The following is a 24,191-nucleotide window of genomic DNA, read 5'->3' on the forward strand; positions in this document are numbered from 1 at the left end:
TTATGAAGGAAATTGTTTTTGATAGTTTTAAAAGCACACTTCAAGAAGTGAAGATTTTAAATAATATCGTTGTAAAAGAAAAAATTAGAAATTCTCAATTAGAAGACAGTTTAAAGCAGGCGCAGAATTTATTATTTTCTAGTTACAGTAGCTTGAATATTTTTGCTGAATCAGTTAAAAGTTATATATCTGTAGGGTATAAGATTACACCTTTTGATAAAAAAGAGAAGAAACAAATATCAAAAATTGAAGCTAAAATAATTTATAACAAATTATTAGGCATCATAAACTCGGAACTAGAAAAAGATATTATTGTACCAACAGAATCATTAATTCTTCAAAGTCAAATTTCTTCATTAGGTTTAGCTTTTATTTCGGCCTCAATAGATGAAAATCTAAAAAAGAATAATGATGAATTAAATATTGATAAATTAAAATCACAAGAACTATCAACAGCACTAAATAAATATTTTGCTGCTATAATAGGTTATATCCAAGATATTTTATTGTACGACATTTATTTAATATTTGAAAAGCCAGAAATCACTTACTTGCAAGAAATTGTTTTTACAACAGATTACAAGAAAGAATATATTGATAAATGGCTAGATTGTACTGTAACTTTTAATGAATTAAGAAGAAATAAAAGAACAGATCATTGGGCTGAAATTTATAAGCTAAAATTAGAGTTTGAACAAACAGAAAAAATTGAAAATCATCAAAAAAAGCTTTTTAATGAACGTATTGATTTTGAAATAAGAAATGCAATAAATGATTTTGATGAATTAGAAGATGACGTCAAAAAGGAAGCATTAAATAAAGAGATTAAATTAATACAAGACTTTTTCAATAGTGATACATCAAAGACTGTTGTAAAAAGGCTTAAAAATATTTTAAATTTTTCTAAGCCAAAAGAGGTGGTTTTAGAGTATGATAATATTTTAAGGGATAGGTTATTGTTGGGTGATTTTAATATTTACGAAGTTGGTAAATCAAATTATTCATCAGCTTTTGTAGCATCTTTCTTTATGCAGTATTTAGATAAATTAAAAGAATATTTAGAGTCACTTAATGATGAAGTAAATAATAATAAAATGATAAACGACCAATTTCAATACGACAACTTCAAAGATTTATTATTAGTAGAAGAATTAGAAAAGCGTGTAGCAATTGAAGCAGCAGAGTACAAAAAGAATTGCGATGACTATTGGGAAACTTATACTTTCGACCCAACCTATTTTGATACGTTCATTTCTGGCGAGTTGTACACTATATTTTTAAACGCTATATATGAAAGAATAAAGCCTTTAAATGACTTTGAAATTAATAAATACCTAACACTATCATTAAATCAATTCAATACACATACGCCAACAAAAAGAGCTGAAGAGTTTAAAAGAATTTACCACAATACATATTGGTTTCCAAACTATATGGAGTACAATCCAAATCAGTACGAGAATAAGTATCCTGTTCACGTTTGGAAGCATTACGCAAATCATTTCCACTTATTTAAAGAAGCATCAGAAAATATATTACAGGACTTTAAAAAAGGCTTAATTGGTAGTGGCAGAAAACAAGAAGTCATTGCAAAGCCAAAGACTAAACTAAAATCAAAGCATAACTCATTTACTTATAAAAAATGGAGATTTGAATCCACAAATCTAACTTCATTAAAAGACTCTTTAATTAGAAAAAAATTAATTGCATCAGACACAGATCTAAAGGATTTTAGAAAAGCATTTAGCGGAGAAGAAATTGAAAAGCCTATTGTCTGGACTGGTAATATTAGCGAACTTTCATATTTCATTAAGCAATTGCATAATGTATTAAAACTTGTTGTAGATTTAAAGCAACAGCAATGGGCAGTAACTATAAACTGTTTTATTCAAGAAAACGGAGAGCAATATAACCGCACCAAATTAAGAACTCAAAAAGTTCCTGCTACATCAAAAAACATTGATATGGCATTAAAAACACTGTAATAACACTCTACACTTCTAGTGCAGTATTAAAAAACTTTCTTCAAAAAATACAGTTAATCTCTTTTAGTTTGTCTGTTTTTTTATAGCACTCTACACTCTACACCTTACTCTAAACCCTTGTTTTTAAAGTGTTTTGAACCTCTGTTTCTGACAATCTTTGTTTTCATAATCATAAAAATTTTATCAAATGGAAGCAATTATTTTAAGCGCACAACAGTACAAAGAATTAGTAAATCGTTTAGATGTTCTAAACAAGAAACTAGAAGAAAAACAGAAGTCACCTAACGACACGTTTTTAGACAATCAAGAATTTTTACAGCTAATGAATATTAGCAAAAGAACAGCACAATCCTGGAGAGATGAAGGTAAAGTTTCATTTTCACAAATAGGCTCAAAAATCTATTATAGAATGAGCGATGTACAGAAGCTTTTAGACAAAAACTACAAAGCAGCATTTTCTAACAAACGTAAATATTAATTCTAAAATGTAAAAAGTTATGAAAAAAGCTGTATCACTAAAACCAGAATTTGAAAGTTTAGAAGAGCCTAATACTATTATTCAACACGTTAAGGAATTAACCAAAAGAGAAGAAGTTAAACACGCTAGTATATTGTCGAAATTATTAAAAGAATTTAAACCTATTGATTTTGAAAAAATAGCAAATCCAAGTGTTCACGATAATTTTAAACTTTCAAACAAACACTATTCAATTATTTCAATTGATACTGTATTAAAAATTGCTAAAAACAATAATTGGGGTTTATGTAAAAATCATAGTTTCATTTATTTATACAACGGTTCTTATTGGAATGAAATCGACAAAGAAGCATTTCAAAAGTTTTTAGGCAATGCATCAGAAATTATGGGAGTACCAAAATTTTCAGCAAAGTATTATAAATTCAAAAAAGAATTATACGAACAATTTTTGGCAACCGCTTACTTGGAAGCTAAACCAACATCAGCAGATAATGTTTTAATAAACTTAAAAAACGGAACATTTGAAATTAATACAAAAGGCACACAATTAAGGCCTTATAATTCAAATGATTTTATCACATATCAATTACCATTTGAATACAATCCAGAGGCGCAAGCACCTCTATTTAAAGCCTATTTAAACGAAGTGTTACCAGATATAGAGCGTCAAAATGTATTGGCAGAATATATAGGTTTTGTATTTATCAAACACAATAGTAATCGGTTAAAAGAAGAAAAAGCATTAATACTTTACGGTACAGGTGCTAATGGTAAATCTGTATTTTTTGAAGTGATAAGTGCCTTATTGGGTGATGAAAATATAAGTAACTATTCTTTGCAAAGTCTTACCAATGAAAACGGATATTTTAGAGCAAAGTTAGCGAACAAGTTAGTGAATTACGCATCCGAAATTAATGGAAAATTAGAGAGTTCAATATTCAAACAATTAGTTTCTGGTGAACCTGTAGAAGCGCGCTTACCTTATGGCGAACCATTTACATTGAAGCAATACGCAAAATTGATATTCAATTGTAACGAATTGCCAAAAGAGGTAGAGCAGACAAACGCGTACTTCAGACGCTTTTTAATTATTCCTTTCGATGTTACTATTCCACCTGAAAAACAAGATAAAAACCTACACAATAAAATCATAGAAAAAGAATTATCAGGTGTTTTTAATTGGGTTTTAGAGGGGTTAAATAGACTGTTAGCACAAAAAGGATTTTCTAATTGTAGAGCAGCAGAAGAAGCAGTTGCAGACTATAAAAAACAATCTGATAGCGTTAAAATGTTTATTGATGAAAACGATTATACTATTTCGCCAAACCAATACACGCTCATAAAAGAAATATATCCACGTTACAGGCAATATTGTGCGGAAGATGGTTATAGACCAGTTAGTAAAGTTAATTTCTCTAAACGTCTAAAAAACTTAAAAATCATAGTTGAACGTGTTGCAGGCAACAAATTAGCAGCATTTATAACAAATGATATTCCCTATTAAAAAAAGATGTTTATAAGTAGTAATTAAAGTAACTAAAATAACAAGCAGAGTTACTAAAGTTATTAAAGTTACCCTTCAAGAAAAACTTTTTATGCGCCAATACAGATACATATTCGAAAAAGGTAGTAAAAAACACCAATGTCCTGCGTGTCATAAAAAACGCTTTGTAAGGTATGTTGATGTTTATACACAAGAATATCTTCCAGAGATTTATGGTAAATGCGACCGAGAAATGAATTGCGGTTATCATCTAAACCCATATAAAAATGGTTATGCAAAAGACAATACTATTAAAGATGATTTTGTGTATCAAATTAGTAAACCGATAGTAAAACCAAAACCAGTATTTATTCCAAAAGATGTATTTTATAAAACAAGAAAAGCGTATGAAGAAAATACATTTATACAAAATTTACTAAATAATATAGCATTTCCATTCGAGTCAGAAGATATAGAGAAAATAATAGCACAATATCATTTAGGTACAATAACAAAGGGTTATCGTAAAGGCGCAACAACATTTCCATTTATTGATATAGATAATAATGTAAGGGCAATCCAAGTAAAGCAATTTGATAAATTCAACCATACAATAGGCACAGATTTTTTGCACTCAATAATAGAGAAGCATTACAAACGTAATAAACAACAAATCCCTATTTGGTTAAAAGGTTATAATAAAAACGAAACTAAAGTTTCTTGTTTATTCGGTGAGCATCTATTAAGCAAATATCCTTTAAATCCTATTGCATTAGTTGAAGCACCAAAAACAGCAATGTATGGCACGTTGTATTTCGGATTTCCTAACAATCCTAAAAACTTATTGTGGTTAGCGGTCTATAATTTGAGTAGTTTAAATATTAATAAGTGTAAAGCATTAAAAGGTAGAAACGTTTATTTATTTCCAGATTTATCAAAAGAGGGTAAAGCATTTAATTTATGGTCTAATAAGGCACAGAAAATTCAACAACAATTAGAAAATTCATTTTTTAAAGTTTCCGATTTATTGGAAGAACTAGCACCAAACCAAGACAAAGAAGAAGGTAAAGATATTGCAGATTATCTCATAAAATTAGACTGGCATAAATTCAGAAAAAAGGAAATTAAAAATATACTTGAAGTAGTTCCCAAAAAAATAACTGTAAAAAACAAAATAATAGCAGATAAAACCAATAATATAAACAGTAAAAGTTCTGCTAATCAATTCAAAGAAATACAATTAGAAGAAACGTTTATTCATCAAGAAAAACAGTCAATTAATTGGAATGAACAAATAGAAGAATTAGAATCATTTTTTAAAAACATCCAATTACCTCAAAAAGAAATAAAACTAAATCAATGTACTACAATTTCAAATGTCAATAAATTTATAACAAGTCATTTAGCTACTGTTAAAGCGAATAATGGTAGTCTTATATACTTACCATATTTAGTGAGATTGCAGGAATTAAAAGTTATTTTAAAAGTATAGCTTTTATCTCTTAAAAGATTTATATTTTTATAGCCTTTATATAAATATCACTAATTCTTAAAGTTACTTAAAACTATATTAACAATCCAATAAATGGCAAAAAAGAAAGAAGTTAAGCAAGAACCAATAGAAAAACAACTTTGGAAAGCAGCAGATAAACTGCGTAAAAATATTGATGCAGCAGAATATAAACACATTGTATTAGGCTTGATATTTTTAAAATACATATCTGATTCTTTTGAAGAACTCTATGCTAAACTGCAAGCAGGTGAAGGCGAATATGCAGGAGCCGACCCTGAAGATAGAGACGAGTACAGAGCAGAGAATGTATTCTTTGTGCCACCTTCTGCAAGATGGTCTTATTTACAAGGTAGAGCCAAATTACCTGAAATAGGTAAAGACATTGATAATGCAATGGATGCTATTGAAAGAGACAATGCTTCATTAAAAGGAGTACTACCCAAAGCATTTGCCAAAGAGAATTTAGACCCAACCAGTTTAGGGCAACTAATTGACTTGATTAGTAATATTGCTTTAGGTGATGAAGTAAGCAGAAGTCAAGATTTATTAGGTAAAGTATATGAATATTTCTTAGGAGAATTTGCATTGGCTGAAGGTAAAAAGGGCGGACAATTCTACACACCAGAGAGCATCGTAAAATTATTGGTAGAAATGCTACAACCTTATAAAGGTAGAGTGTTTGACCCTTGTTGTGGTTCAGGTGGTATGTTCGTACAGTCTGAAAAATTCATATTGGCTCATCAAGGTAAAATCAATGATATTTCCATTTACGGGCAAGAAAGCAATCAGACTACTTGGCGTTTGGCTAAAATGAATTTAGCCATTAGAGGGATTGATAGCTCACAAGTAAAATGGAACAATGAAGGCTCATTTTTAAACAATGCTCATAAAGATTTAAAAGCAGATTATATTATCGCAAATCCGCCTTTTAATGATAGTGATTGGAGTGGTGATTTATTAAGGGGTGACGCAAGGTGGCACTACGGCATCCCATCAGCAAAAAACGCAAATTTTGCTTGGCTACAACATTTTCTGTATCACTTATCTCCTAATGGTACAGCAGGTATTGTTTTAGCGAATGGTGCTTTGTCCTCAGATACTTTAAATGATGATGTTATTAGGAAACAAATGATTGAATCCAATGTAATAGACTGTATAGTTATGCTTCCTGAGAAATTGTTTTTTAATACAGGTATTTCAGCATCATTGTGGTTTCTGAGAAAGAATAGAACTCGTGATGAAGTACTATTCATTGATGCATCAAACTTTGGTGAAATGGTTAGCAGAAAACTTAGAATACTTGATAGTAATGATTTAAAAGAAGTTGCACAAACTTATGAAGATTGGAAAAATAACAATAATTATCAAGATGTCATTGGTTTTTGTAAATCTGCGAGCTTGGATGAAATTAAGAAAAACAAACACATTTTAACACCTGGTAGGTATGTTGGCGATATTGTTGACCCAGAAGAAAAGCTATCATTCAGTTCTAAAATATTAGCATTTAATAAAACACAGAATGAATTAGATGAAATATCTAATGGCATCAATAATGACATAAGAACTAAACTGAACTCATATTATCCGGATAACAATTTCGACAATATCAAATTAGAATCAGTAAAAGTTATTGATTATTTGGGGGAATTAATTTTTAAAGAATGGATTATTAATGAGAATCTTCCAAAATCTATTCAATTGTCTAACAATTTAGAAACCGTAAAACTTTCGGAGGTAGTTGAAAAGAGTAATACTGGTGCTGATGCTATACAAAAAGCTCCAATTGTTGAGGATGATACAGGTGTTAGATGTATTAGAATAGGCGACATAACTAATGAAAGACCTTTTAATGAATGGGGTTTTAGTAAAGTGACAGAAAAAATTTTCAAACAATATCAATTAAAGGCTAATGATATAATTGTAACAAGAACAAGTGTTTTAGGTCTTTCGCGTTATATATCAAATGATTTAATGAGCGTATATAATAACGGTTTAATACGCCTACAAATAACAGAAGCTATACCTGCACAGTATGTTTATGCTTGGCTTCAAAGCTCTTCATTTAGAAAGTATATCAATAGAATTACGAATGAAACATCTACAAGGCCAAATATGAAGATGAATTATTTGCTTGATTTTCCAATTAAAATTGGATGCGACAATCTAATTAAAGAATTTTCAGAACTCTATTCTCTTCTTATAAAAAAGAAGAACCATCTAAATACTATGCATATTAAGTTACAGAAAAATATTGATGAAAGAATAGAATTAGAATTGAATGATTTTTAAGCTATGGCAAAAATTACAGAAAACGACATAGAATTATATGCAATAGAAGAATTAGAAAAACTTGGGTATTCCTATATCTATGGTCCAGATATTGCACCTGATACAGATGCACAAGAAAGAACTTCTTTTGACCAAGTTATTCTTACCGAAAGGCTTCAAAATGCAATTGACCGCATCAATCCAAGTATTCCAAGTAATGCTAAAGAAGATGCTCTAAAACAAGTATTGCGTATTGGTACACCTGATTTATTAACAGATAACGAAACATTTCATAAAATGCTCACAGAGGGCATAAATGTAACTTATCAAAAAGACGGAAGCCAAAGAGGAGATATTGTAAAATTAGTTGATTTTGATACGGTAAATAACAATGAATTTAATGTTATCAATCAGTTTACTGTTATTGAAAATAACAACAACAAAAGACCAGATGTAATTCTATTTGTAAATGGTTTACCCTTAGTAGTCATAGAGCTAAAAAATGCAGTAGATGAAAATGCAACAATAAGGTCGGCTTACAAGCAAATACAAACCTATAAAGCTACAATTCCATCATTATTTACCTACAACAGCATATTGGTAATATCAGACGGTACAGAAGCCAAAGCTGGTTCATTATCGGCAGGTTTTACACGTTTTATGTCTTGGAAAACAGCAGACGGAGAAAGTGAAGCATCACATCTTATTCCTGAAATGGAAACGCTAATTAATGGGATGCTAAATAAAAAAACCGTTTTAGACCTTATTCGCCATTTTATTGTATTTGAAAAATCTAAAAAAGAAGATTTAAAAACAGGAATTACTACCATAGAAACAGTAAAAAAAATAGCAGCCTATCATCAATACTATGCAGTTAACAAAGCAGTTATAAGCACACAATTGGCAAGTGTTGAAGATGGCGACAGAAAAGGTGGTGTAGTATGGCATACACAAGGCTCTGGAAAGTCTTTGTCTATGGTTTTCTATTCAGGTAAGATAGTTTTAAATCTAAACAACCCTACCATATTAGTCATAACAGATAGAAATGATTTAGACGACCAATTATTTGACACCTTTGCTTCATCCACTCAATTATTAAGACAAACACCGGTACAAGCTGAAAATCGCCATCACTTAAAAGAGTTGCTAAAAGTTGCATCAGGTGGAGTTGTTTTTGCCACTATTCAAAAATTCCAACCAGAAGAAGGAAACATTTTTGAAACCCTTTCAGAACGTAAAAACATCATTGTTGTAGCAGATGAAGCTCACAGAACACAATATGGTTTTAAAGCAAAAACCATAGATGAAAAAGATGCAGACGGTAACGTAGTAGGTAATAAAGTAGTGTATGGCTTTGCAAAGTATATGCGTGATGCTTTACCAAATGCCACTTATTTAGGTTTTACAGGAACACCTATTGAAAATACAGACGTAAACACATCAGCAGTTTTTGGGAACTATGTAGATATATATGATATAGCCCAAGCAGTAGAAGATGGTGCAACAGTTAGAATATTTTATGAAAGTAGATTGGCTAAAATTGCCTTAACAGAAAAAGGTAAAAAACTGGTTGAAGATTTAGATGAGGAATTAGGCGAAATTGAATTAAACGAAACCCAAAAGGCTAAAGCAAAATGGACAAAATTAGAAGCCTTAGTTGGTAGTGAAAAAAGAGTAAAAAGTATCGCTAAAGATGTAGTAACACATTTTGAAGCTCGGCAAGAGGTTTTTGAAGGTAAAGCAATGGTAGTTTCTATGTCGAGAAGAATAGCAGCAGAATTATACAAAGCTATTACCACTTTAAGACCAGATTGGCACAATGACGATTTAGACAAAGGAGCAATAAAAGTAATAATGACTGCATCATCTTCTGATGGTCCAGAAATGGCAAAACATCATACCACAAAGCAACAGCGTAGAGCATTAGCAGACCGTATGAAAGACCCAAAAGACGAATTAAAATTAGTAATAGTTAGAGATATGTGGTTAACAGGTTTTGATGCTCCTTCTATGCACACCTTATACATTGACAAGCCAATGAAAGGCCATAATTTAATGCAAGCTATTGCAAGAGTAAATAGAGTTTATAAAGATAAACCAGGTGGTTTAGTTGTTGATTATTTGGGTATAGCATCAGACCTTAAAAAGGCATTAGCCTTTTATTCGGATAGTGGAGGAAAAGGAGACCCAACCATTGCACAAGAACAAGCAGTTCAACTAATGTTAGAGAAGTTAGAAGTTGTGTCTCAAATGTTTTTAGAGAAACCAGAACAAGGCTATTCCAGCGATTTTACTTCATTAGTAGAAGATCCATCCGTTCCATATTTAGGGAGAAATAAAGGTTTATTGTATGAAGAATATTTTACAGCTGATACCAAAACTAAACTTAAAATAATATTAGCAGCAGAAGAGCATATTTTGAGTATTGAAGATGGTAAAAAACGTTTTATCAATGAAGTTACAGCATTGTCTAAAGCGTTTGCAATTGCTATACCTCACGAGCAAGCATTAGATGCTAAAGATGAAATAGGCTTTTTTCAAGCGGTTAAATCAAGGCTTCAAAAATTCGATACTACTGGCTCAGGTACATCAGATGACGAAATAGAATCAGCTATCAGACAAGTAATTGATAAAGCATTAGTTTCAGATGGTGTGATAGATGTGTTTGATGCAGCAGGTATCAAGAAACCTGACATTTCAATCCTATCTGATGATTTCCTTATGGAAATCAAAGATATGGAGCATAAAAACTTAGCATTAGAAACATTAAAAAAATTGCTTAATGACGAAATAAAATCAAGAGCAAAAACAAATCTAATACAGAGTAAATCCTTAATGGAGATGCTTGAAAATTCTATTAAAAAATATCAAAATAAAATTCTTACAGCAGCAGAAGTAATAGAAGAATTGATAGAGTTAGCCAATAGCATAAAAAATAAAGACAAAGCCGATAAAGACACAGGCTTAACCAATGAAGAATTAGCCTTCTACTATGCAATTGCAGAAAATGAAAGTGCAAAAGAAGTGTTGGGTAATGAAGTTTTAAGAGAGTTAGCTGTCCATTTATCGGAAGTTGTAAAAAACAATGCAACAATAGATTGGACAATTAAAGAAAGTGTTCGTGCCAAATTGAAAGTAATGGTAAAAAGAGCACTAAGAAAATTTGGCTATCCACCAGACCTTCAAAAATTAGCAACAGATACCGTATTAAAACAAGCTGAATTATTAGCAAATCATTGGACTAAATAGTCCCCACAACACAAAACCCAGTTTTTTCGTACCTCAAAATCCTCTGTTTTTTGTGTTGTTCCGCGCGCCACCGCATAGTTAGTTTTATGTCATAATACTTGTACCCAACGCTATAATGGCACATTGCTTGTTTTATTTAAACGTATCTATTTTTCTTAATTGGTACAATAAAAAAGCAAAGAGCCATTGCCTACGCTCAAACAACTATTACGCCAAAAAACCAACCCAAAGCTATGTTACATAATAGAAGTTATAGTAGCAAAAACCTTTTCATTGGTACGCTACGCTAAGTTTTTATGTTTTGGTAGCTATAACTGCTATTATGTAAAATATCCGCTCATCCAACGCGCACTTCCTTACATATAACAACATTTTGAACTAACAATGAACATTCCTAGGTTCTTGCATTGTTTTTATAAGTGCTTTTTTAGTTTCATTTCAACAAGACTTTTAATTTTGAAGTTGGGGTTTATATAAGATAATTTGTAAAGCACCTATAAAATCAAAAAATCCAAATAAGAGTATTACCATTCATTTGTCAATAACATTAGTACAATAAAAGAAAAGGAAGTAAAACAAATAAAGGGCAATACACTTATTTCCGCTACTGCCAGCGCACTACGTACTTTAATATTGTTTTTATTTCTTATCTCATTCCATTGCACAAAACCATCGTTAAGTCCAAGTATTCCTTATCTCAAGTCTTTGTTTATTCCATTTCACTAAGAAATAAAAATGTCCTAACATCATATTTAGAACTATAAAAAAATAAAAAAGATAGCAAATATAAGTGCCTTGCTACAGCCAACGCTAAAAGCCTGTAAAGGTCAAGCCCTACGGGTTTTGAATAAAACTTTTTTCACAATATTTCTTCTTTTTCATTAAACATTTTAACTCAAAAAACTTTTATCCAAAAACCTTGACAGTCTTATCCAAGGCACTTTTAGATAGCACATCTTTTTTCTTTCTTTTCCAAAAATAATGGCGCGAAGCGTAGCGAAGCAAATTTTTAATTGGATAGCTATGTCAACTTTTGAACTGAAAACACACCGAAGCGGAAGAGCTTACTCGAAACCTCATTTTTTTATACTAAATAAAGGTCTAAACAGCGGAAAACCGCTTTCAAATCCTTGTCCTAACTGTTTTGTAGTGAAAACTGCAACCGAAAAAGAAAAAAACACGCTGTTTCATTTATCTATGATGCTACAAATAGGCGGTTTTTACGCTTATTATTTAAAAGGTAGTGTTATTCCGTTTATTTCAATAGATGATTGCAGAAAAACGCTTAAAAGCAGTTTAAAATCAAATAGTAATGCAGGCGATTTAATACAGAAACATATTAAAGCGGTTGAGGTTATTAGTAAAAAAGAAAAAGAGTTACAAAATGTCATTGATAAAATGGCAGTTTTAAAGGTTGCATATATCCGAAATTGTTTCAATCTAATGCAAACGAAAGAAGTCTAATGCAAAGGCATCACAACGCACTAAAACAGTAACAGAATGGCATAATTTTCGTTATATTAGAAGAGTAAACAAAGTTTAAAAGCAATATTAAGTCCGTACCAAATCCGAACGTGTATTAATTTTAAATATTTATAGTTATGGGGAAAATATCCCAAGGAATTTTAGGAGGGTTATCAGGAAAAGTAGGTAACGTAATTGGTGGTAGTTGGAAAGGTATTGACTACATCAGAATTAAGCCATCAAGTGTGGCGAATCCTCGAACAGAGGGGCAAGTCAATCAGCGTAATAAATTTACTGTTACATTGGAGTATTTACAACCGAACAAAGAGTTCTTGAAAGTCGGTTACAAGTCATTTGCGACAAAGAAAACAGAATTTAATGCTGCAATGTCTTATGTGTTGAATAATGCAGTAGGAGGTACTGCGCCAAACTTTACGGTAGATTATTCTAACGCTCTATTAAGTAGAGGTTCATTATCTGGAGCATTAAATGCAACTACAGATTTAGCAACAGCAGGACAAGTTTCTTTTGCTTGGGATGATAACTCATTAGAGGGTAATGCAAATACAACTGATAAAGCAATGGTTTTAGTTTACAATCCAAGTAAAAAAGAATCAATGTATATTTTAGATGGGGCAATTAGAACTGCAGGTTCTCAAACAGTAACACTACCAGGAACTTATGCAGGCGATACAGTAGAGCTGTTTATTGCGTTTGTTTCCGCTGATGGTACACAAGTATCAAACAGTTTGTATTTAGGCTCTGGTACGGCAGCTTAATAACTTTAAGCGTAAATACATACAAAAAGAAACCGTTACAATATATTTGTAACGGTTTTTTTATGCTTTTAGATCACTATTTCTACTTCTCAAATTTATAGTTTAAAAAGTTGTACCTATGTTGTACCTCTTTTAATTTGTTTCTAAATAAGTCAATAAAATCAACACATACAGAGTTTTATCTACACAACACGGTGTTGTACAAAGTTTTTTTATTTTATTCGATTGTATGTATATCCAGAAGGATGACTAATATTTCCAGTTCTACTTTCTCCACCATTATCTATTTTTCCATAATTTAGAATTGTTAAATTGCTTTTTGTAGAATCAATATTATAATTCCAAATTTCATTATTTGAATGTAAAAAGTCAGAATAACTTGGGAAATAATTCATTAATTCACAAAATTTTATTTTCAAACTGATATTAGGATCGTTTGCTTTTAAATTTTGTTTACTTGTGTAATAAAAAATAGAATCTTTAGTTATACGTAAAAATTTTCCAAGTTTTTCATAGTGTTTTTTATCTTTCTCACTTTTTATTTTACTTAATATCTTTATTTTCCAATTTCCTTCTATATTTCTAATTAACTTTTTCCTTAAAGTAGATTTTAAAGAGTCAGATAATTTCAAAGATTTTTTTCCTGTTTTACTTTCAGGAAGCAATTCATATGCAAACCTGTAAGAAGAAAAAGCTCTATTTATTTGACGTTCATTTAATTCCATTTCAGCCTTCTTATACCAATTATTTTGTGCTTCAGCATCCTTTTTTTCTTGAGCAATAATTAAAATCGGAATTAGGAAAATTATCAGAAGTAGCTTTTTCATAATTTTGTACAACGTGTTTGTGTTATGGAAAGTTGCGTTTAAAGTGAACGGCTATTTTCCGAAGGAAAATAGAAGTTTACAAAAATGCGACTAACTTTGATTAAGCTAAAATTAAGCAATTTTTTTTACACGGTGTTAGCTGACGTTTTTTAATTCGGTTTAGTTTTATTCCGATTTTGCTGGATTTTTTCCCCAATCACACCAAAAGTTAAACTTTTTTTCAGTTAATTTTTCTTTCAAATTTTTATTCATTTCTATAATTATAAGATTTTCGTGAGTATTTGTTGCAAAAAATTCTTTTCCATTTTTCACAAAACTCATATCTTCATAATTATAACCATTCCAATCTCCGTATTTTTTTGATTTGATAAATTCCTTTAATTCATCTGATAATTTATATCTGACAAAATAATTTCCATTAGAGTAAATTTTTTCACCCCTTTTGTTTTTTTCTACTAAAAATTCAGAAAGAGATTCAATTTCAAGTGTAATTTCTTGATTTGTATAAAGTACATTGAATTCAACAAATTCAGCCTTTTCAAGAGCATAATCAAGTAAATATTGCCACTTTTCTTCTTCTCCATATTTCAATGAATCGTCACAATAGTATCTGTTTTCGGTGTTGCTCATAAATGACAGCTAACGTGATTGTATAAGATTAGTTGCGTGAAAATATGTTTAAATTTTCGGATTAAGAAATAAGCTATTAAAGCTGTTTTATCCTTATAAAATCGGGTTGAAAACCTGAAATCTAAAAATCATAACAAAACTGCTTTAATAGTGGTTTTCCAAATACAAAACGACCAATGGGGTAGCCTTGAGCAGCAATTAATTTTATACGGTGTTACCTGCAGGCTTTATTCCCCTAATTAGTAACAGTTGTTGTTATTTTTCTGTTCCTTCTTTATTTAGGCTTAAAAATTTTAAACCTAGAGCCAAAAGCACAATTGAAGCAGGGAGTATTATTAATTCCCATTTAAGGTTGTCAATATTCACAAATACTACTTCAAGAAATTTTACAAATAGAATAATCACAATGACTTCGGCAAGTACATTTTTTAAATGTCCGATGTTTGGGGTTCTAATCCATTTTAAAACACCATTTCCATCATCAAATTTTTTGTTAGATATGAATAAAGTATATACTCCATGGGCAAAAATGAAAAGCACCAAAGCAATCAAGAAAGTGTCTAAAGATTTAATAAGATAAGTTGTTGCTATATCTGCAGTATGTAAATGGGCTTTGTCTTTTGGAATGTAATCGAATAGCACAACTCTAAAAGCGTTGATGGTTTTTAAGGCTCCAACGACAAAAAGTAGAAGCGAACCAAGTAGAGAGCCTATAATTGCTATCCAGCTGATATATCGGAATAGATAGAATGTTTTTTTCATAATATAAATGAGTTTTAGAGCTATTACAGCTGCTTTACTAAAAATTAAAACCCCGGAATTTCCGGGGTTTTATTAAAACTAAATAGAGGTTTCAATTAAAAGAATCCCATTGGTTTCTTGTCGTAAGATATCAACATGTTTTTTACAACACGGTAATGATCTAATGCCATTTTATGGTTTTCACGACCAAATCCTGATTCCTTAACACCACCAAATGGAGCGTGAGCAGGATAGGTATGGTATTGGTTTACCCAAACTCTACCTGCTTGAATAGATCTAGGAACTTGGAATAATTCGTGTGCATCACGAGACCAAACACCTGCACCTAATCCGTAAGGCGTATCGTTAGCAATAGCAATAGCTTCCTCGGTAGAACTGAATGTAGTTAAGGCTACAACTGGGCCAAAAATTTCTTCTTGGAATACACGCATATTGTTATCACCCTTTAAAACGGTAGGCTGGATGTAGTATCCTTCAGAAAGTGCGCCTTCGTAATTACCAGCGTCACCACCAGCTAATACCGTTGCACCTTCTTCTTTACCAATATTGATATATCCTAAAATCTTCTCGTATTGTGCTTTAGATACTTGAGAACCAATCATCGTTTCAGGATCTAATGGGTCCCCAGTTTTAACATCTTTTAAACGTGCTTGCATTCTTTCGATAAAAAGGTCTGCAATATCTTCATGGACAAGAATACGTGATGGTGATGTACAGATTTCTCCTTGGTTAAGTGCGAACATTAACGCGCCTTCAATAGCCTTGTCGAAAAACTCATCATCTTGTTCTGCAACAGATGGGAAGAAAATGTTTGGAGATTTTCCACCTAATTCCATAGTTACTGGAATAATGTTTTCTGCAGCATTGTGCAATACTTTACGTCCTGTTTCGGTAGAGCCAGTAAATGAAAGTTTTGCAATACGTTTAGATGTTGCTAAAGCTTGTCCAGCTTCTGCGCCGAAACCAGTTACGATGTTTAATACACCTGCAGGTAAAATGTCGCCTATAAGTTCCATTAACGCCATAACACTGGTAGGAGTTTGTTCTGCCGGCTTAACAACCGCTGTACAACCTGCAGCTAAAGCTGGAGCAATTTTCCATGCTAGCATTAACATTGGGAAGTTCCAAGGAATAATTTCTCCAACAACACCTATAGGTTCGTGCAATACAATACTTACCGTGTCTTTGTCGTGTTCTGAAACACTTCCTTCGTCTGCACGGATAACACCTGCGAAATAACGAAAGTGATCAATACAATAAGGAATATCAGCTGCACGAGACTCACGAATTGGTTTCCCATTATCGATTGTTTCCAAAGTTGCCAAGTACTCGAAGTTGTCTTCCATTACTTGTGCAATTTTTAAAAGCATATTGCTACGCTCGGTTGCTGAAGATGTGCTCCAAGACGGGAATGCTTCGTGTGCTGCATCTAAAGCAAGATCTACATCTTCTTGGGTTGAACGTGCTGCTTGGGTAAATACTTTTCCATCTACAGGAGATACGTTGTCAAAATACTGACCCTTTACAGGTGCCACGAATTTTCCTCCAATAAAGTTCCCGTATCTTTCTTTGAATACAGGTTTTTTTACATTTGCCATAATTATTTGTTTAAGTTATTTTTCTGAATTTGTACTTGCTTTAAACAAGCGTTTGTAATTACAGTGCAAATGTATGGCGAGTGTTCACTTTTTAACTTATTGAAACAGCTCAATAACTTATGAAAAAAGGTCAAAGTGTATTTTAGAAGAGTAACAGCTGAGTAGTACTATATTTACTTTGTTGATTTTAAGATGGTTAGTGTGATTGGTTGATTTTTATTAAATATCCTTTGGGCTTTTTCCGAACTTATTTTTGAAGGCTGTGCTGAAGTTGGAGAGGTTATTATAACCTATATCTAAATAGATATCAGAGGGTTTTAAAGATCCTTCTTGCAATAACTCCATTGCTTTTTGAAGGCGTTTATCTTGAAGCCATTTTCCGGGTGCTTCATTGTATTCAGATGTAAAATGGCGCTTGAAGGTGGATAAGCTCATATTACATAAAAAGGCTATTTCTCCCAGCTTTAAATTGGAATACACATTACTTTCCACTGTCTTTTTAAAAGGAGAAACCTCTTTAGAAATTAAAGACTGTAAATAAATTTCAAAATTTTCTCCATATTTATTTAATAGATAAAGCATAATTTCCTCAAACTTTATTGAAAGTAAATTTTCTGAAAATGATGAAGGCGCATTGCTTAAAGTGGATAATGAATTTAAGTAAGAAGAGATATAGGTATCATTTTCTATCACAAAATATGCTATCTCATCTTTATTCAGCAGTGTGTTTTTAGTGTGCTTTTTTAAAAACTCCAGTAGTTTCTCTTCCGAAAAAAATAACAGTTTACAATAATAGATCGCTTCTTTATCCAGTAATTCTGTCCATAACCAGTTCCCTTTTTTTAGCAATAAGGATTGGTCTTTATTTACTGCTACGGAAGTGTCTGCAAAATGCACCTGTTTTTTACCAACTTGTAAAAAGCTAAACATATTCATGCTTAAATTCACCTTACTTTTAACAACGTCATTGGTCATTTTAAAATCATAAACGAACAAATCAGGACTTTCTTTTTTGTCCTGGATGTAGATTTCTGGTATGTTTTCTATTGGCATAAGGATTTTTTTTTCAGCTTGCAGGTAACGGTTTTGTGTATGCTTTGTTGCGTTGATTTAGCGTAAAGTTAGCAAATATATACTTAATAGAAAATCCGCAAGGATTTTCGTAAAAAGGCTAAAAGCTAGCAATAAAATATACACGTTGTTGGGCGTAGGTTATTTGTTATTTCGATTTTTTCTTATTTAAATTAAATTTATTTTAATATTCAAAGTTAATTTTCGTGCAGTCTATTCATTACTTTATTTTCAATTGTTTTAAAACTCCTGCATTTACTAGTTAACCTATTTTTCTTTAAAAATCAGGATTTTCATTTTTCGCACAGTTTTTACAGTTATTGTATTTCAGTTGTTTTAAAATTCCTGCTTTTACTAGTTAAACAATACTATCTTAAAAATTTGGATTTTTATTTTTTCGTATAATTCTTACAGTTGTTGTATTTCAGTTGTTTTAAAATTCCTGCTTTTACTAGTTAACCTATTTTATCTTAAAAATTAAGATTTTTATTTTTCTTATAGTTCTTACAGTTGTTGTATTTCAGATGTTTTAGAATTCCTACTTTTACTAGTAAACCTATTTTACTTTAAAAATAAGGATTTTTGTATTTCACACAGTTTTTAAGGTTCTTGTATTTAATAGTCTTAAAAAATTCTGTTCTTTCTAATTTTCCTAATTGGTATTAAAAGTGCAACTCTTAAAACCTGTTTTTTCTTAAAAAAAGATATTTTAAAAATTATTTCAGATTTTTTGTTGAAGTTCGTTATTACTTACGCCCAACGGGTTGCGGCTAAAAGAAGTGGCGGCTTTGGAACACTAAACTGTCTAAACGCACAATGTTTATTAGTTGCACAACTGTTTATATTCGCACTTCGCCCGCCATTTTTTTTAGGTGCTGTTAGCGGTTCGTTGTTTTCTGTCTATATGGTCATTACTTGTCCACCGATTTTATCAGTCTATTTGATTTTTTAAAACTTTTAAGAAACAAAATTAAACTAATTAATGTCAATATTGAAGCAATTAAAAAAGGAATTCCTGGAAAATAAATCTCGGATTGTTTTCCCGTAAAGTAAGAAAAACTGCTTGTCATTAACGGTGGTGCAATCAGAGTTGTCAAGCCCATTAAACTGCCTAAAGCACCTTGAAGTTCACCTTGTTCGTTGTCGGGCATTGCAGAAGACATAATACTTTGAACGGCTGTGCCTTGAATTCCACCAACTATGAAAAGTAATAAAGCGGTAAAGAGCAACCATTGCCACGGTGTAAAAGCAAACAGAAAAAAGCCCGTCATCATAAGTACAAATCCTAATACTGCCATTCGTTTGTCGCCCAATTTTTTTGCCAAAATACTGACTAACCATAACTGAACGATAATTGATAGAATGCCTATAAATGCTAATGAGTAGCCAACAAGAGAGGTGCTCCACTTAAATTTTTCAATGGTGAAAAATGCCCAAACACTTTCCATACTGTGATTAGCGATGGAAACAAAAATCATTGATAGCACTAAAGTTTTTATCAATGGGAATTTCTGTAAGTGTTTGAGGGAACCAAATGGATTAGCTCTTTTCCTGTCAAATTTCCTGCGGTTATTTGCTTTTAACGATTCCGGGAAAAAGTAATAGCCGAAAATAAAATTGATAAAACTTAAAATAGCAGCAACAATAAAGGGTGTATGAGTTCCGAATTGTCCCAATGTTCCGCCAATTATGGGTCCAATTATAAACCCCAAACCAAAGCCTGCGTTTATAAGTCCGAAATTTTTAGTTCTATTATCGTCTGTGCTAATGTCGGCAACACAAGCAGATGCAACGGAATAGCTTGCTCCTGTTATACCTGCAATTGTCCGCCCAACAAAAAGCCACAAAATACTTGGTGCAAAAGCAAGAAAAATGCAGTCGATGCTAAACCCAAACAATGAGCTTAAAAGTACTGGTCGCCTGCCATATTGGTCGCTTAAATTCCCTAAAACTGGTGCAAAAACAAATTGCATAATTGCATAAGCAAATGAGAGCCAGCCTCCGTATTTGGCGGCTGTGCTGATGTCTGAATGAAGTAGATTAATTAGTAGTTGTGGTAGAACTGGAAAAATTAGTCCAAAACCTGCGGTGTCAATTACGACAACTATTAATACAAATATGAGTGTTGATTTATGATTTGATTTCATTTTTATGAAGCGATAAATTATAGCATTACTCTGAAAAGTATAATGCAGTTTGTTAATAATAAATTCAATTTTTGTCGGGCGTTTAATGCTTGTACATTTACAATGACCGCTAACGTGTTTGTACAAGGTTAGTTGCATGGTTTAAGCACTAAATTTACTAAATAATTACTGACAAAGAAAATCCGCGAGGATTTTCGTAAGTAAGCAAAAAGCAAGCAATTAATTTTGTACGGTGTTGGGTAACGTATTTTTTTATTCAGGTTCTTTATCGTAAATTTCAAATGAATATTCTTTTTCAATTTCCTCTCTTTCATTTTTGGTTAAACTGTCAAATTTTTTATTAAAACGCTTAATTGATATTTTATTTTTGAATTTTAAAAAAATTAGTTCTAAATTTTCTTTAAGTTTTAAATATTCTCCATAAATCGCTTGTCTACTTGATTTAACGCTTATTAATGATTTTTCTTTATTTCTAGATAAATATTCAATTACAATATTTTCCATTTCCGTTTTTGAAGTTTTTTTCCCATTTAATGAAGTTAAGTTTTCTTCTGAAAAATAAATATTTAAAGAATTTTCAATTCTCTCTTTTGAATATTTAGGTTTTCCTATTCCTAATTCAAGGAGAGATTTGTTCATTTCTAAAACTAATAAAGCTCTCAATTTATAAAATTCAATTTGAAAATCTTTTTCATTAAGTGTTTTTATATAAATTTCAGCTGCTTTTTCAGCATCAAAGTTATCTTTGATAGAATCTATTCTTTTTTCAAGTAAAAAAGTATTTGAATTTATATATTTTTTTGAAGATTTAATTTTTTCAGTACATTTAATATTGTAATGAATTAAATCAGAATATTCCAGTTTATTAATTGAGTCAATTAGTGAATAATTTGTTTTATTATCGATAAACTTTTCAGACATTACTTTTCTAAATAAAGTATAATAACTTTCTCCAGAATTATCTGCTAAAATTCCTTTTGATATAAGTTGTTTTTCGTAAGTTTTATAGATTCTTTTAACTTCTTTTCCATTGCTAGGCATTGAGTTAAAATAACAATCACTGTAAATCTTTTCAATTTCTCTTTCTTGAGAATTACCTATAAAAAAAGTAAAAAATATAATTATTAAAGACAATTTTTCTTTCATTCGTAATATGTTACCCAACGTTGTTGTATAAGCTTTGTTGCGTTGTTTAAGCAGTGAATTTAGTAAATAAAGTACGAACGGCGAAATTCCGAAGGAATTTCCCAAGTGAGCTAAAACAAGCAATAAAGTTTATACGGTGTTGTGCATAGTGTTTTTTATTCAGCTTTAATTTCATATGGTTTTTCTGGGAATCCAAATAGAATTGCTTTTTCCTCGTCAATTTCCTTTATTCCAATTAGTGTTTCTCGTTCGTCATTTTCGAAAATTGATACGAAATAAGTTCCTTGCAAATTTTCTAATATTAATTTCCGTCCATTTCTTTTCATTCTTTTATTCAGTTCTTGGATTACTGGACTATCCAAAATTTTGTTGAACGTTAATGGTATTTTCTCTTTATTCCATTGTGCTTTGAATTCGAGCGTCTCAATTTTTTCAGATTCAAGTTCCGTTTTTGTTGGTTCAATTCTTTCATAGTCAGTCGCAAATTCAGTATCCTCTGTTTTAGATTCAGTTTCGCTCAACACAGTGTGAGTTTTTCCCATTCTGAATATTCTTATTCGATTGTCATTTACGAATTTATATTTTGATTCGGAAAGTTTCTCGCTACATTCAGTTCGTACTTTTGATAATTCATTTCCGCTTTTTAATTCAAGTTCAAAATGAATGATTTGGTCGTTATTGAATTCAATAAATTCTGGTCGACAATAGTCGTCTCCTGTTTTAATCTTTAACCAAGTTCCATTCAGGTTTTTCATTTATTTTCTGCGGTTTTTTTGGACATTATGCACAACGGTCTTGTATATGAAAAGTAGCGGATTTTACGCACTGAACTTTCGGTTTATAACTGACCTTCGTTTTACTAACCATCTTTCATTTAAGCACTTATTCCGCTATTTTTTATATACGTTGTTGCCAGTAGTTTTATTCACTTTTAAATTCTCTCAAAACAGGTAAAGCTTTATTATCAAAGTTAAATAATGCTTGATTTTCCCAAGGGGAAGCATCTGTAGATTGATTTTCTTTCCAAGCAATTAATTCGGCTCCCCAATAACATAATCCTATTCCATTTTCTAATTCTTTGGTTAATGTCTTAATTTGATTGATGAATTTTCTCTGTCCTTCAATTGTTGCTGGATATTCAGGTAAAATCAGTTGTTCGTCTAAACCTACAATGTTATTTGTCCAGTCATTCCATTCAAGTGTAAAAGGGTAGGCTGTTTCTGCAATAATTATTTTTTTATTATGGGTTTCACTTAAATTTTGCATTTTAGTTTTGAGGTTATTTAAAGATTTTCCGTGCCAAATTGGATAATATGATAAGCCTATAATATCATAATCTAATGTATTTACTTGATTAAAAAACCAATCAGAACCTTCAATACCTGCAAAATGTAAAATTATCTCAGTTTCAGTTGAATTTGCTCTTACTGCCGTAATCCCCATATTCATTAATTCTTTAAATTTTTGATAATTATTTGAAATATGACCAGATGGGTGAAGCAATCCAGAATTGATTTCATTTCCAATTTGAATATAATTTGGTTTTAATTCATTCATAATTTTTTCAGTATAATTATATACACTGTCTTTCAATTGGGCAAAACTTATTCCTTGCCATTGTGTTGGAGTTTCTTGATGAGCAGGGTCAGCCCAAGTATCAGAATAATGAATAGTTAGCCAAATTTTAAAACCATAAGTTCTTAAGGTGTTGGAAAACTGTTTTACTTCATTAAATCCAGAGTGTTCATTACTCGGATTTACCCAAAGTCTTAATCTAACAGTATTTATTCCATTATCTTTAAGTATAGTTAAGAAATCATTTTGCTTTCCTTCCAAATCATAAAACGTAGGATTTGAATTTGATATTTCAGGATAGCTTGAAATATCAACAGCAGAAATAAATGTCAAATTTTCACTCTCTGGAATTGGTGTATTTATATCCTCTTTGTTACAAGAAGTAAAAATCATAAGAGCTATTAATATTTGTAATGTTTTATTCATTTTTCAAATTACTGGCAACGTTGATGTATAAGCTTTGTTGCGTTGTTTAAGCAGTGAATTTACTAAATAAATCACGAACGGCGAAATTCCGTAGGAATTTCCTAAGTGAGCCAAAACCAGCAATAAAGTTTATACGGTGTTGTGTTTAGTACTTTTCATATTCAGATGTTATTGTTTTTTCACAATTCAATTTTTCAGCTATTTTAACCATACTGTTTAGTTTATTTTCAATGTAGTCTATCGTAACCAAATTTTCCTTTTTTGTATTAATTTCCCAAAAAACTCCATATTCATCTATTTTTATTTTTTCAGTTTTTAATTTCTCAAATACGTTTTGAGCTTTCTTTAAGTCAGGAATTTTTCCATTAATGCTAAAAGTTACCATTTTTGGTTTGGATAAACTAATTTCAAAATAGATTTCCCAGTTATTAAATTTTGAAAAATAAGTATAGTCAATCATTCCATTTATGCTAATTATAGATTTAGTACGATTATTAAATCCAATTTGTTTCAGATTGTTATATGGATTTTTAGAATAAATTCGTTTAACGTTTCGTCTATTATAAAACCATTCATAACTCCAAATACTTAATATAAAAATTGGTGCTAAAATTGAAGTTCCGAAAAAGATAATAATTATCCATTTTAAAGATAATTCGGAATAAAAAAAAGTTAAAAATAAAATGAAAATAAAATTCAAAACTCCTGTAAACCATAAATATCCTTTTTTTAGGTTTGCAGAATTTAATTCAAAAAGTTCATTCATTTTGGGATTTTTCTTGTATTAAAC

The 24,191-nt window shown here is 30.9% G+C and carries 18 protein-coding genes; 8 read left to right on the forward strand and 10 right to left on the reverse strand.

From position 1 onward, the window contains the following. Nucleotides 1–2 precede the first annotated feature (2 nt). The 8 genes from WG950_RS11505 (at nucleotide 3) to WG950_RS11540 (ending at nucleotide 13,219) form a co-directional block, all read left to right on the forward strand. The gene (locus WG950_RS11505; protein ID WP_340932506.1) at nucleotides 3–1,985 is read left to right on the forward strand and encodes a hypothetical protein; all 1,983 of its coding nucleotides are present in this window, start codon (nucleotides 3–5) and stop codon (nucleotides 1,983–1,985) included. Between the two features lie 187 nt (nucleotides 1,986–2,172). Beyond that, nucleotides 2,173–2,463: a helix-turn-helix domain-containing protein gene (locus WG950_RS11510; RefSeq protein ID WP_087490832.1), complete on the forward strand. Its 291-nt coding sequence runs from the start codon at nucleotides 2,173–2,175 to the stop codon at nucleotides 2,461–2,463. Nucleotides 2,464–2,482: 19 nt separating this feature from the next. Further along, on the forward strand, nucleotides 2,483–3,967 hold the full coding sequence (locus tag WG950_RS11515) for a phage/plasmid primase, P4 family (protein ID WP_340932512.1): 1,485 nt from the start codon (nucleotides 2,483–2,485) through the stop codon (nucleotides 3,965–3,967). Between the two features lie 91 nt (nucleotides 3,968–4,058). Continuing rightward, complete coding sequence (locus WG950_RS11520; protein WP_340932513.1) at nucleotides 4,059–5,438, forward strand: DUF6965 family protein; 1,380 nt, start codon at nucleotides 4,059–4,061, stop codon at nucleotides 5,436–5,438. A gap of 93 nt (nucleotides 5,439–5,531) precedes the next feature. After that, nucleotides 5,532–7,748 carry an N-6 DNA methylase gene (locus tag WG950_RS11525; RefSeq protein ID WP_340932514.1) on the forward strand — a complete coding sequence of 739 codons (2,217 nt, stop codon included), beginning with the start codon at nucleotides 5,532–5,534 and terminating at the stop codon, nucleotides 7,746–7,748. A gap of 3 nt (nucleotides 7,749–7,751) precedes the next feature. Further along, nucleotides 7,752–10,976, forward strand: coding sequence for a type I restriction endonuclease subunit R (locus tag WG950_RS11530; protein ID WP_340932516.1), 3,225 nt, complete (start codon nucleotides 7,752–7,754; stop codon nucleotides 10,974–10,976). A gap of 1,023 nt (nucleotides 10,977–11,999) precedes the next feature. Continuing rightward, nucleotides 12,000–12,440, forward strand: a complete 441-nt coding sequence (locus WG950_RS11535; RefSeq protein WP_340932518.1) for a DUF6943 family protein — start codon at nucleotides 12,000–12,002, stop codon at nucleotides 12,438–12,440. Between the two features lie 137 nt (nucleotides 12,441–12,577). Beyond that, nucleotides 12,578–13,219: a DUF6266 family protein gene (locus tag WG950_RS11540; RefSeq protein WP_340932520.1), complete on the forward strand. Its 642-nt coding sequence runs from the start codon at nucleotides 12,578–12,580 to the stop codon at nucleotides 13,217–13,219. A 212-nt stretch (nucleotides 13,220–13,431) separates the two neighbouring features. Here the strand turns inward: WG950_RS11540 and WG950_RS11545 are convergent, their stop codons facing one another. From WG950_RS11545 to WG950_RS11590, 10 genes are all read right to left on the reverse strand, one after another. Next, entirely contained in the window at nucleotides 13,432–14,046 is a 615-nt protein-coding gene (locus WG950_RS11545) for a hypothetical protein (RefSeq protein WP_340932522.1), read from the reverse strand. A 165-nt stretch (nucleotides 14,047–14,211) separates the two neighbouring features. Beyond that, the gene (locus tag WG950_RS11550) at nucleotides 14,212–14,676 is read right to left on the reverse strand and encodes a hypothetical protein (protein ID WP_340932524.1); all 465 of its coding nucleotides are present in this window, start codon (nucleotides 14,674–14,676) and stop codon (nucleotides 14,212–14,214) included. A gap of 255 nt (nucleotides 14,677–14,931) precedes the next feature. Next, nucleotides 14,932–15,438, reverse strand: a complete 507-nt coding sequence (locus WG950_RS11555) for a YqhA family protein (protein ID WP_340932525.1) — start codon at nucleotides 15,436–15,438, stop codon at nucleotides 14,932–14,934. 95 nt (nucleotides 15,439–15,533) lie between these two features. Beyond that, nucleotides 15,534–17,036 carry an aldehyde dehydrogenase family protein gene (locus WG950_RS11560; protein WP_340932526.1) on the reverse strand — a complete coding sequence of 501 codons (1,503 nt, stop codon included), beginning with the start codon at nucleotides 17,034–17,036 and terminating at the stop codon, nucleotides 15,534–15,536. A 219-nt stretch (nucleotides 17,037–17,255) separates the two neighbouring features. Further along, nucleotides 17,256–18,089, reverse strand: a complete 834-nt coding sequence (locus WG950_RS11565; protein WP_335977648.1) for an AraC family transcriptional regulator — start codon at nucleotides 18,087–18,089, stop codon at nucleotides 17,256–17,258. Between the two features lie 929 nt (nucleotides 18,090–19,018). Next, nucleotides 19,019–20,254: a TCR/Tet family MFS transporter gene (locus WG950_RS11570; RefSeq protein ID WP_340932530.1), complete on the reverse strand. Its 1,236-nt coding sequence runs from the start codon at nucleotides 20,252–20,254 to the stop codon at nucleotides 19,019–19,021. Between the two features lie 252 nt (nucleotides 20,255–20,506). After that, entirely contained in the window at nucleotides 20,507–21,400 is an 894-nt protein-coding gene (locus tag WG950_RS11575) for a hypothetical protein (protein ID WP_340932531.1), read from the reverse strand. A 155-nt stretch (nucleotides 21,401–21,555) separates the two neighbouring features. Next, nucleotides 21,556–22,155 (reverse strand): hypothetical protein, encoded by a 600-nt coding sequence (locus WG950_RS11580; protein ID WP_340932532.1) that lies wholly within the window; start codon nucleotides 22,153–22,155, stop codon nucleotides 21,556–21,558. A 166-nt stretch (nucleotides 22,156–22,321) separates the two neighbouring features. Further along, on the reverse strand, nucleotides 22,322–23,401 hold the full coding sequence (locus tag WG950_RS11585; RefSeq protein WP_099567893.1) for a glycoside hydrolase family 53 protein: 1,080 nt from the start codon (nucleotides 23,399–23,401) through the stop codon (nucleotides 22,322–22,324). 145 nt (nucleotides 23,402–23,546) lie between these two features. After that, nucleotides 23,547–24,167, reverse strand: coding sequence for a hypothetical protein (locus WG950_RS11590; protein WP_340932536.1), 621 nt, complete (start codon nucleotides 24,165–24,167; stop codon nucleotides 23,547–23,549). Nucleotides 24,168–24,191: the final 24 nt, after the last annotated feature.

Source organism: Polaribacter marinaquae (assembly GCF_038019025.1).
Lineage (GTDB): Bacteria > Bacteroidota > Bacteroidia > Flavobacteriales > Flavobacteriaceae > Polaribacter > Polaribacter marinaquae.

Coding starts and splice junctions, on each gene's coding strand:
- WG950_RS11530 (WP_340932516.1), top strand. CDS start 7,752: ATGGCAAAAATTACAGAAAACGACATAGAATTATATGCAATAGAAGAA.
- WG950_RS11560 (WP_340932526.1), bottom strand. CDS start 17,036: ATGGCAAATGTAAAAAAACCTGTATTCAAAGAAAGATACGGGAACTTT.
- WG950_RS11525 (WP_340932514.1), top strand. CDS start 5,532: ATGGCAAAAAAGAAAGAAGTTAAGCAAGAACCAATAGAAAAACAACTT.
- WG950_RS11520 (WP_340932513.1), top strand. CDS start 4,059: ATGCGCCAATACAGATACATATTCGAAAAAGGTAGTAAAAAACACCAA.
- WG950_RS11540 (WP_340932520.1), top strand. CDS start 12,578: ATGGGGAAAATATCCCAAGGAATTTTAGGAGGGTTATCAGGAAAAGTA.
- WG950_RS11550 (WP_340932524.1), bottom strand. CDS start 14,676: ATGAGCAACACCGAAAACAGATACTATTGTGACGATTCATTGAAATAT.
- WG950_RS11505 (WP_340932506.1), top strand. CDS start 3: ATGAAGGAAATTGTTTTTGATAGTTTTAAAAGCACACTTCAAGAAGTG.
- WG950_RS11575 (WP_340932531.1), bottom strand. CDS start 21,400: ATGAAAGAAAAATTGTCTTTAATAATTATATTTTTTACTTTTTTTATA.
- WG950_RS11590 (WP_340932536.1), bottom strand. CDS start 24,167: ATGAATGAACTTTTTGAATTAAATTCTGCAAACCTAAAAAAAGGATAT.
- WG950_RS11515 (WP_340932512.1), top strand. CDS start 2,483: ATGAAAAAAGCTGTATCACTAAAACCAGAATTTGAAAGTTTAGAAGAG.
- WG950_RS11535 (WP_340932518.1), top strand. CDS start 12,000: ATGTCAACTTTTGAACTGAAAACACACCGAAGCGGAAGAGCTTACTCG.
- WG950_RS11585 (WP_099567893.1), bottom strand. CDS start 23,401: ATGAATAAAACATTACAAATATTAATAGCTCTTATGATTTTTACTTCT.
- WG950_RS11570 (WP_340932530.1), bottom strand. CDS start 20,254: ATGAAATCAAATCATAAATCAACACTCATATTTGTATTAATAGTTGTC.
- WG950_RS11555 (WP_340932525.1), bottom strand. CDS start 15,438: ATGAAAAAAACATTCTATCTATTCCGATATATCAGCTGGATAGCAATT.
- WG950_RS11510 (WP_087490832.1), top strand. CDS start 2,173: ATGGAAGCAATTATTTTAAGCGCACAACAGTACAAAGAATTAGTAAAT.
- WG950_RS11580 (WP_340932532.1), bottom strand. CDS start 22,155: ATGAAAAACCTGAATGGAACTTGGTTAAAGATTAAAACAGGAGACGAC.
- WG950_RS11565 (WP_335977648.1), bottom strand. CDS start 18,089: ATGCCAATAGAAAACATACCAGAAATCTACATCCAGGACAAAAAAGAA.
- WG950_RS11545 (WP_340932522.1), bottom strand. CDS start 14,046: ATGAAAAAGCTACTTCTGATAATTTTCCTAATTCCGATTTTAATTATT.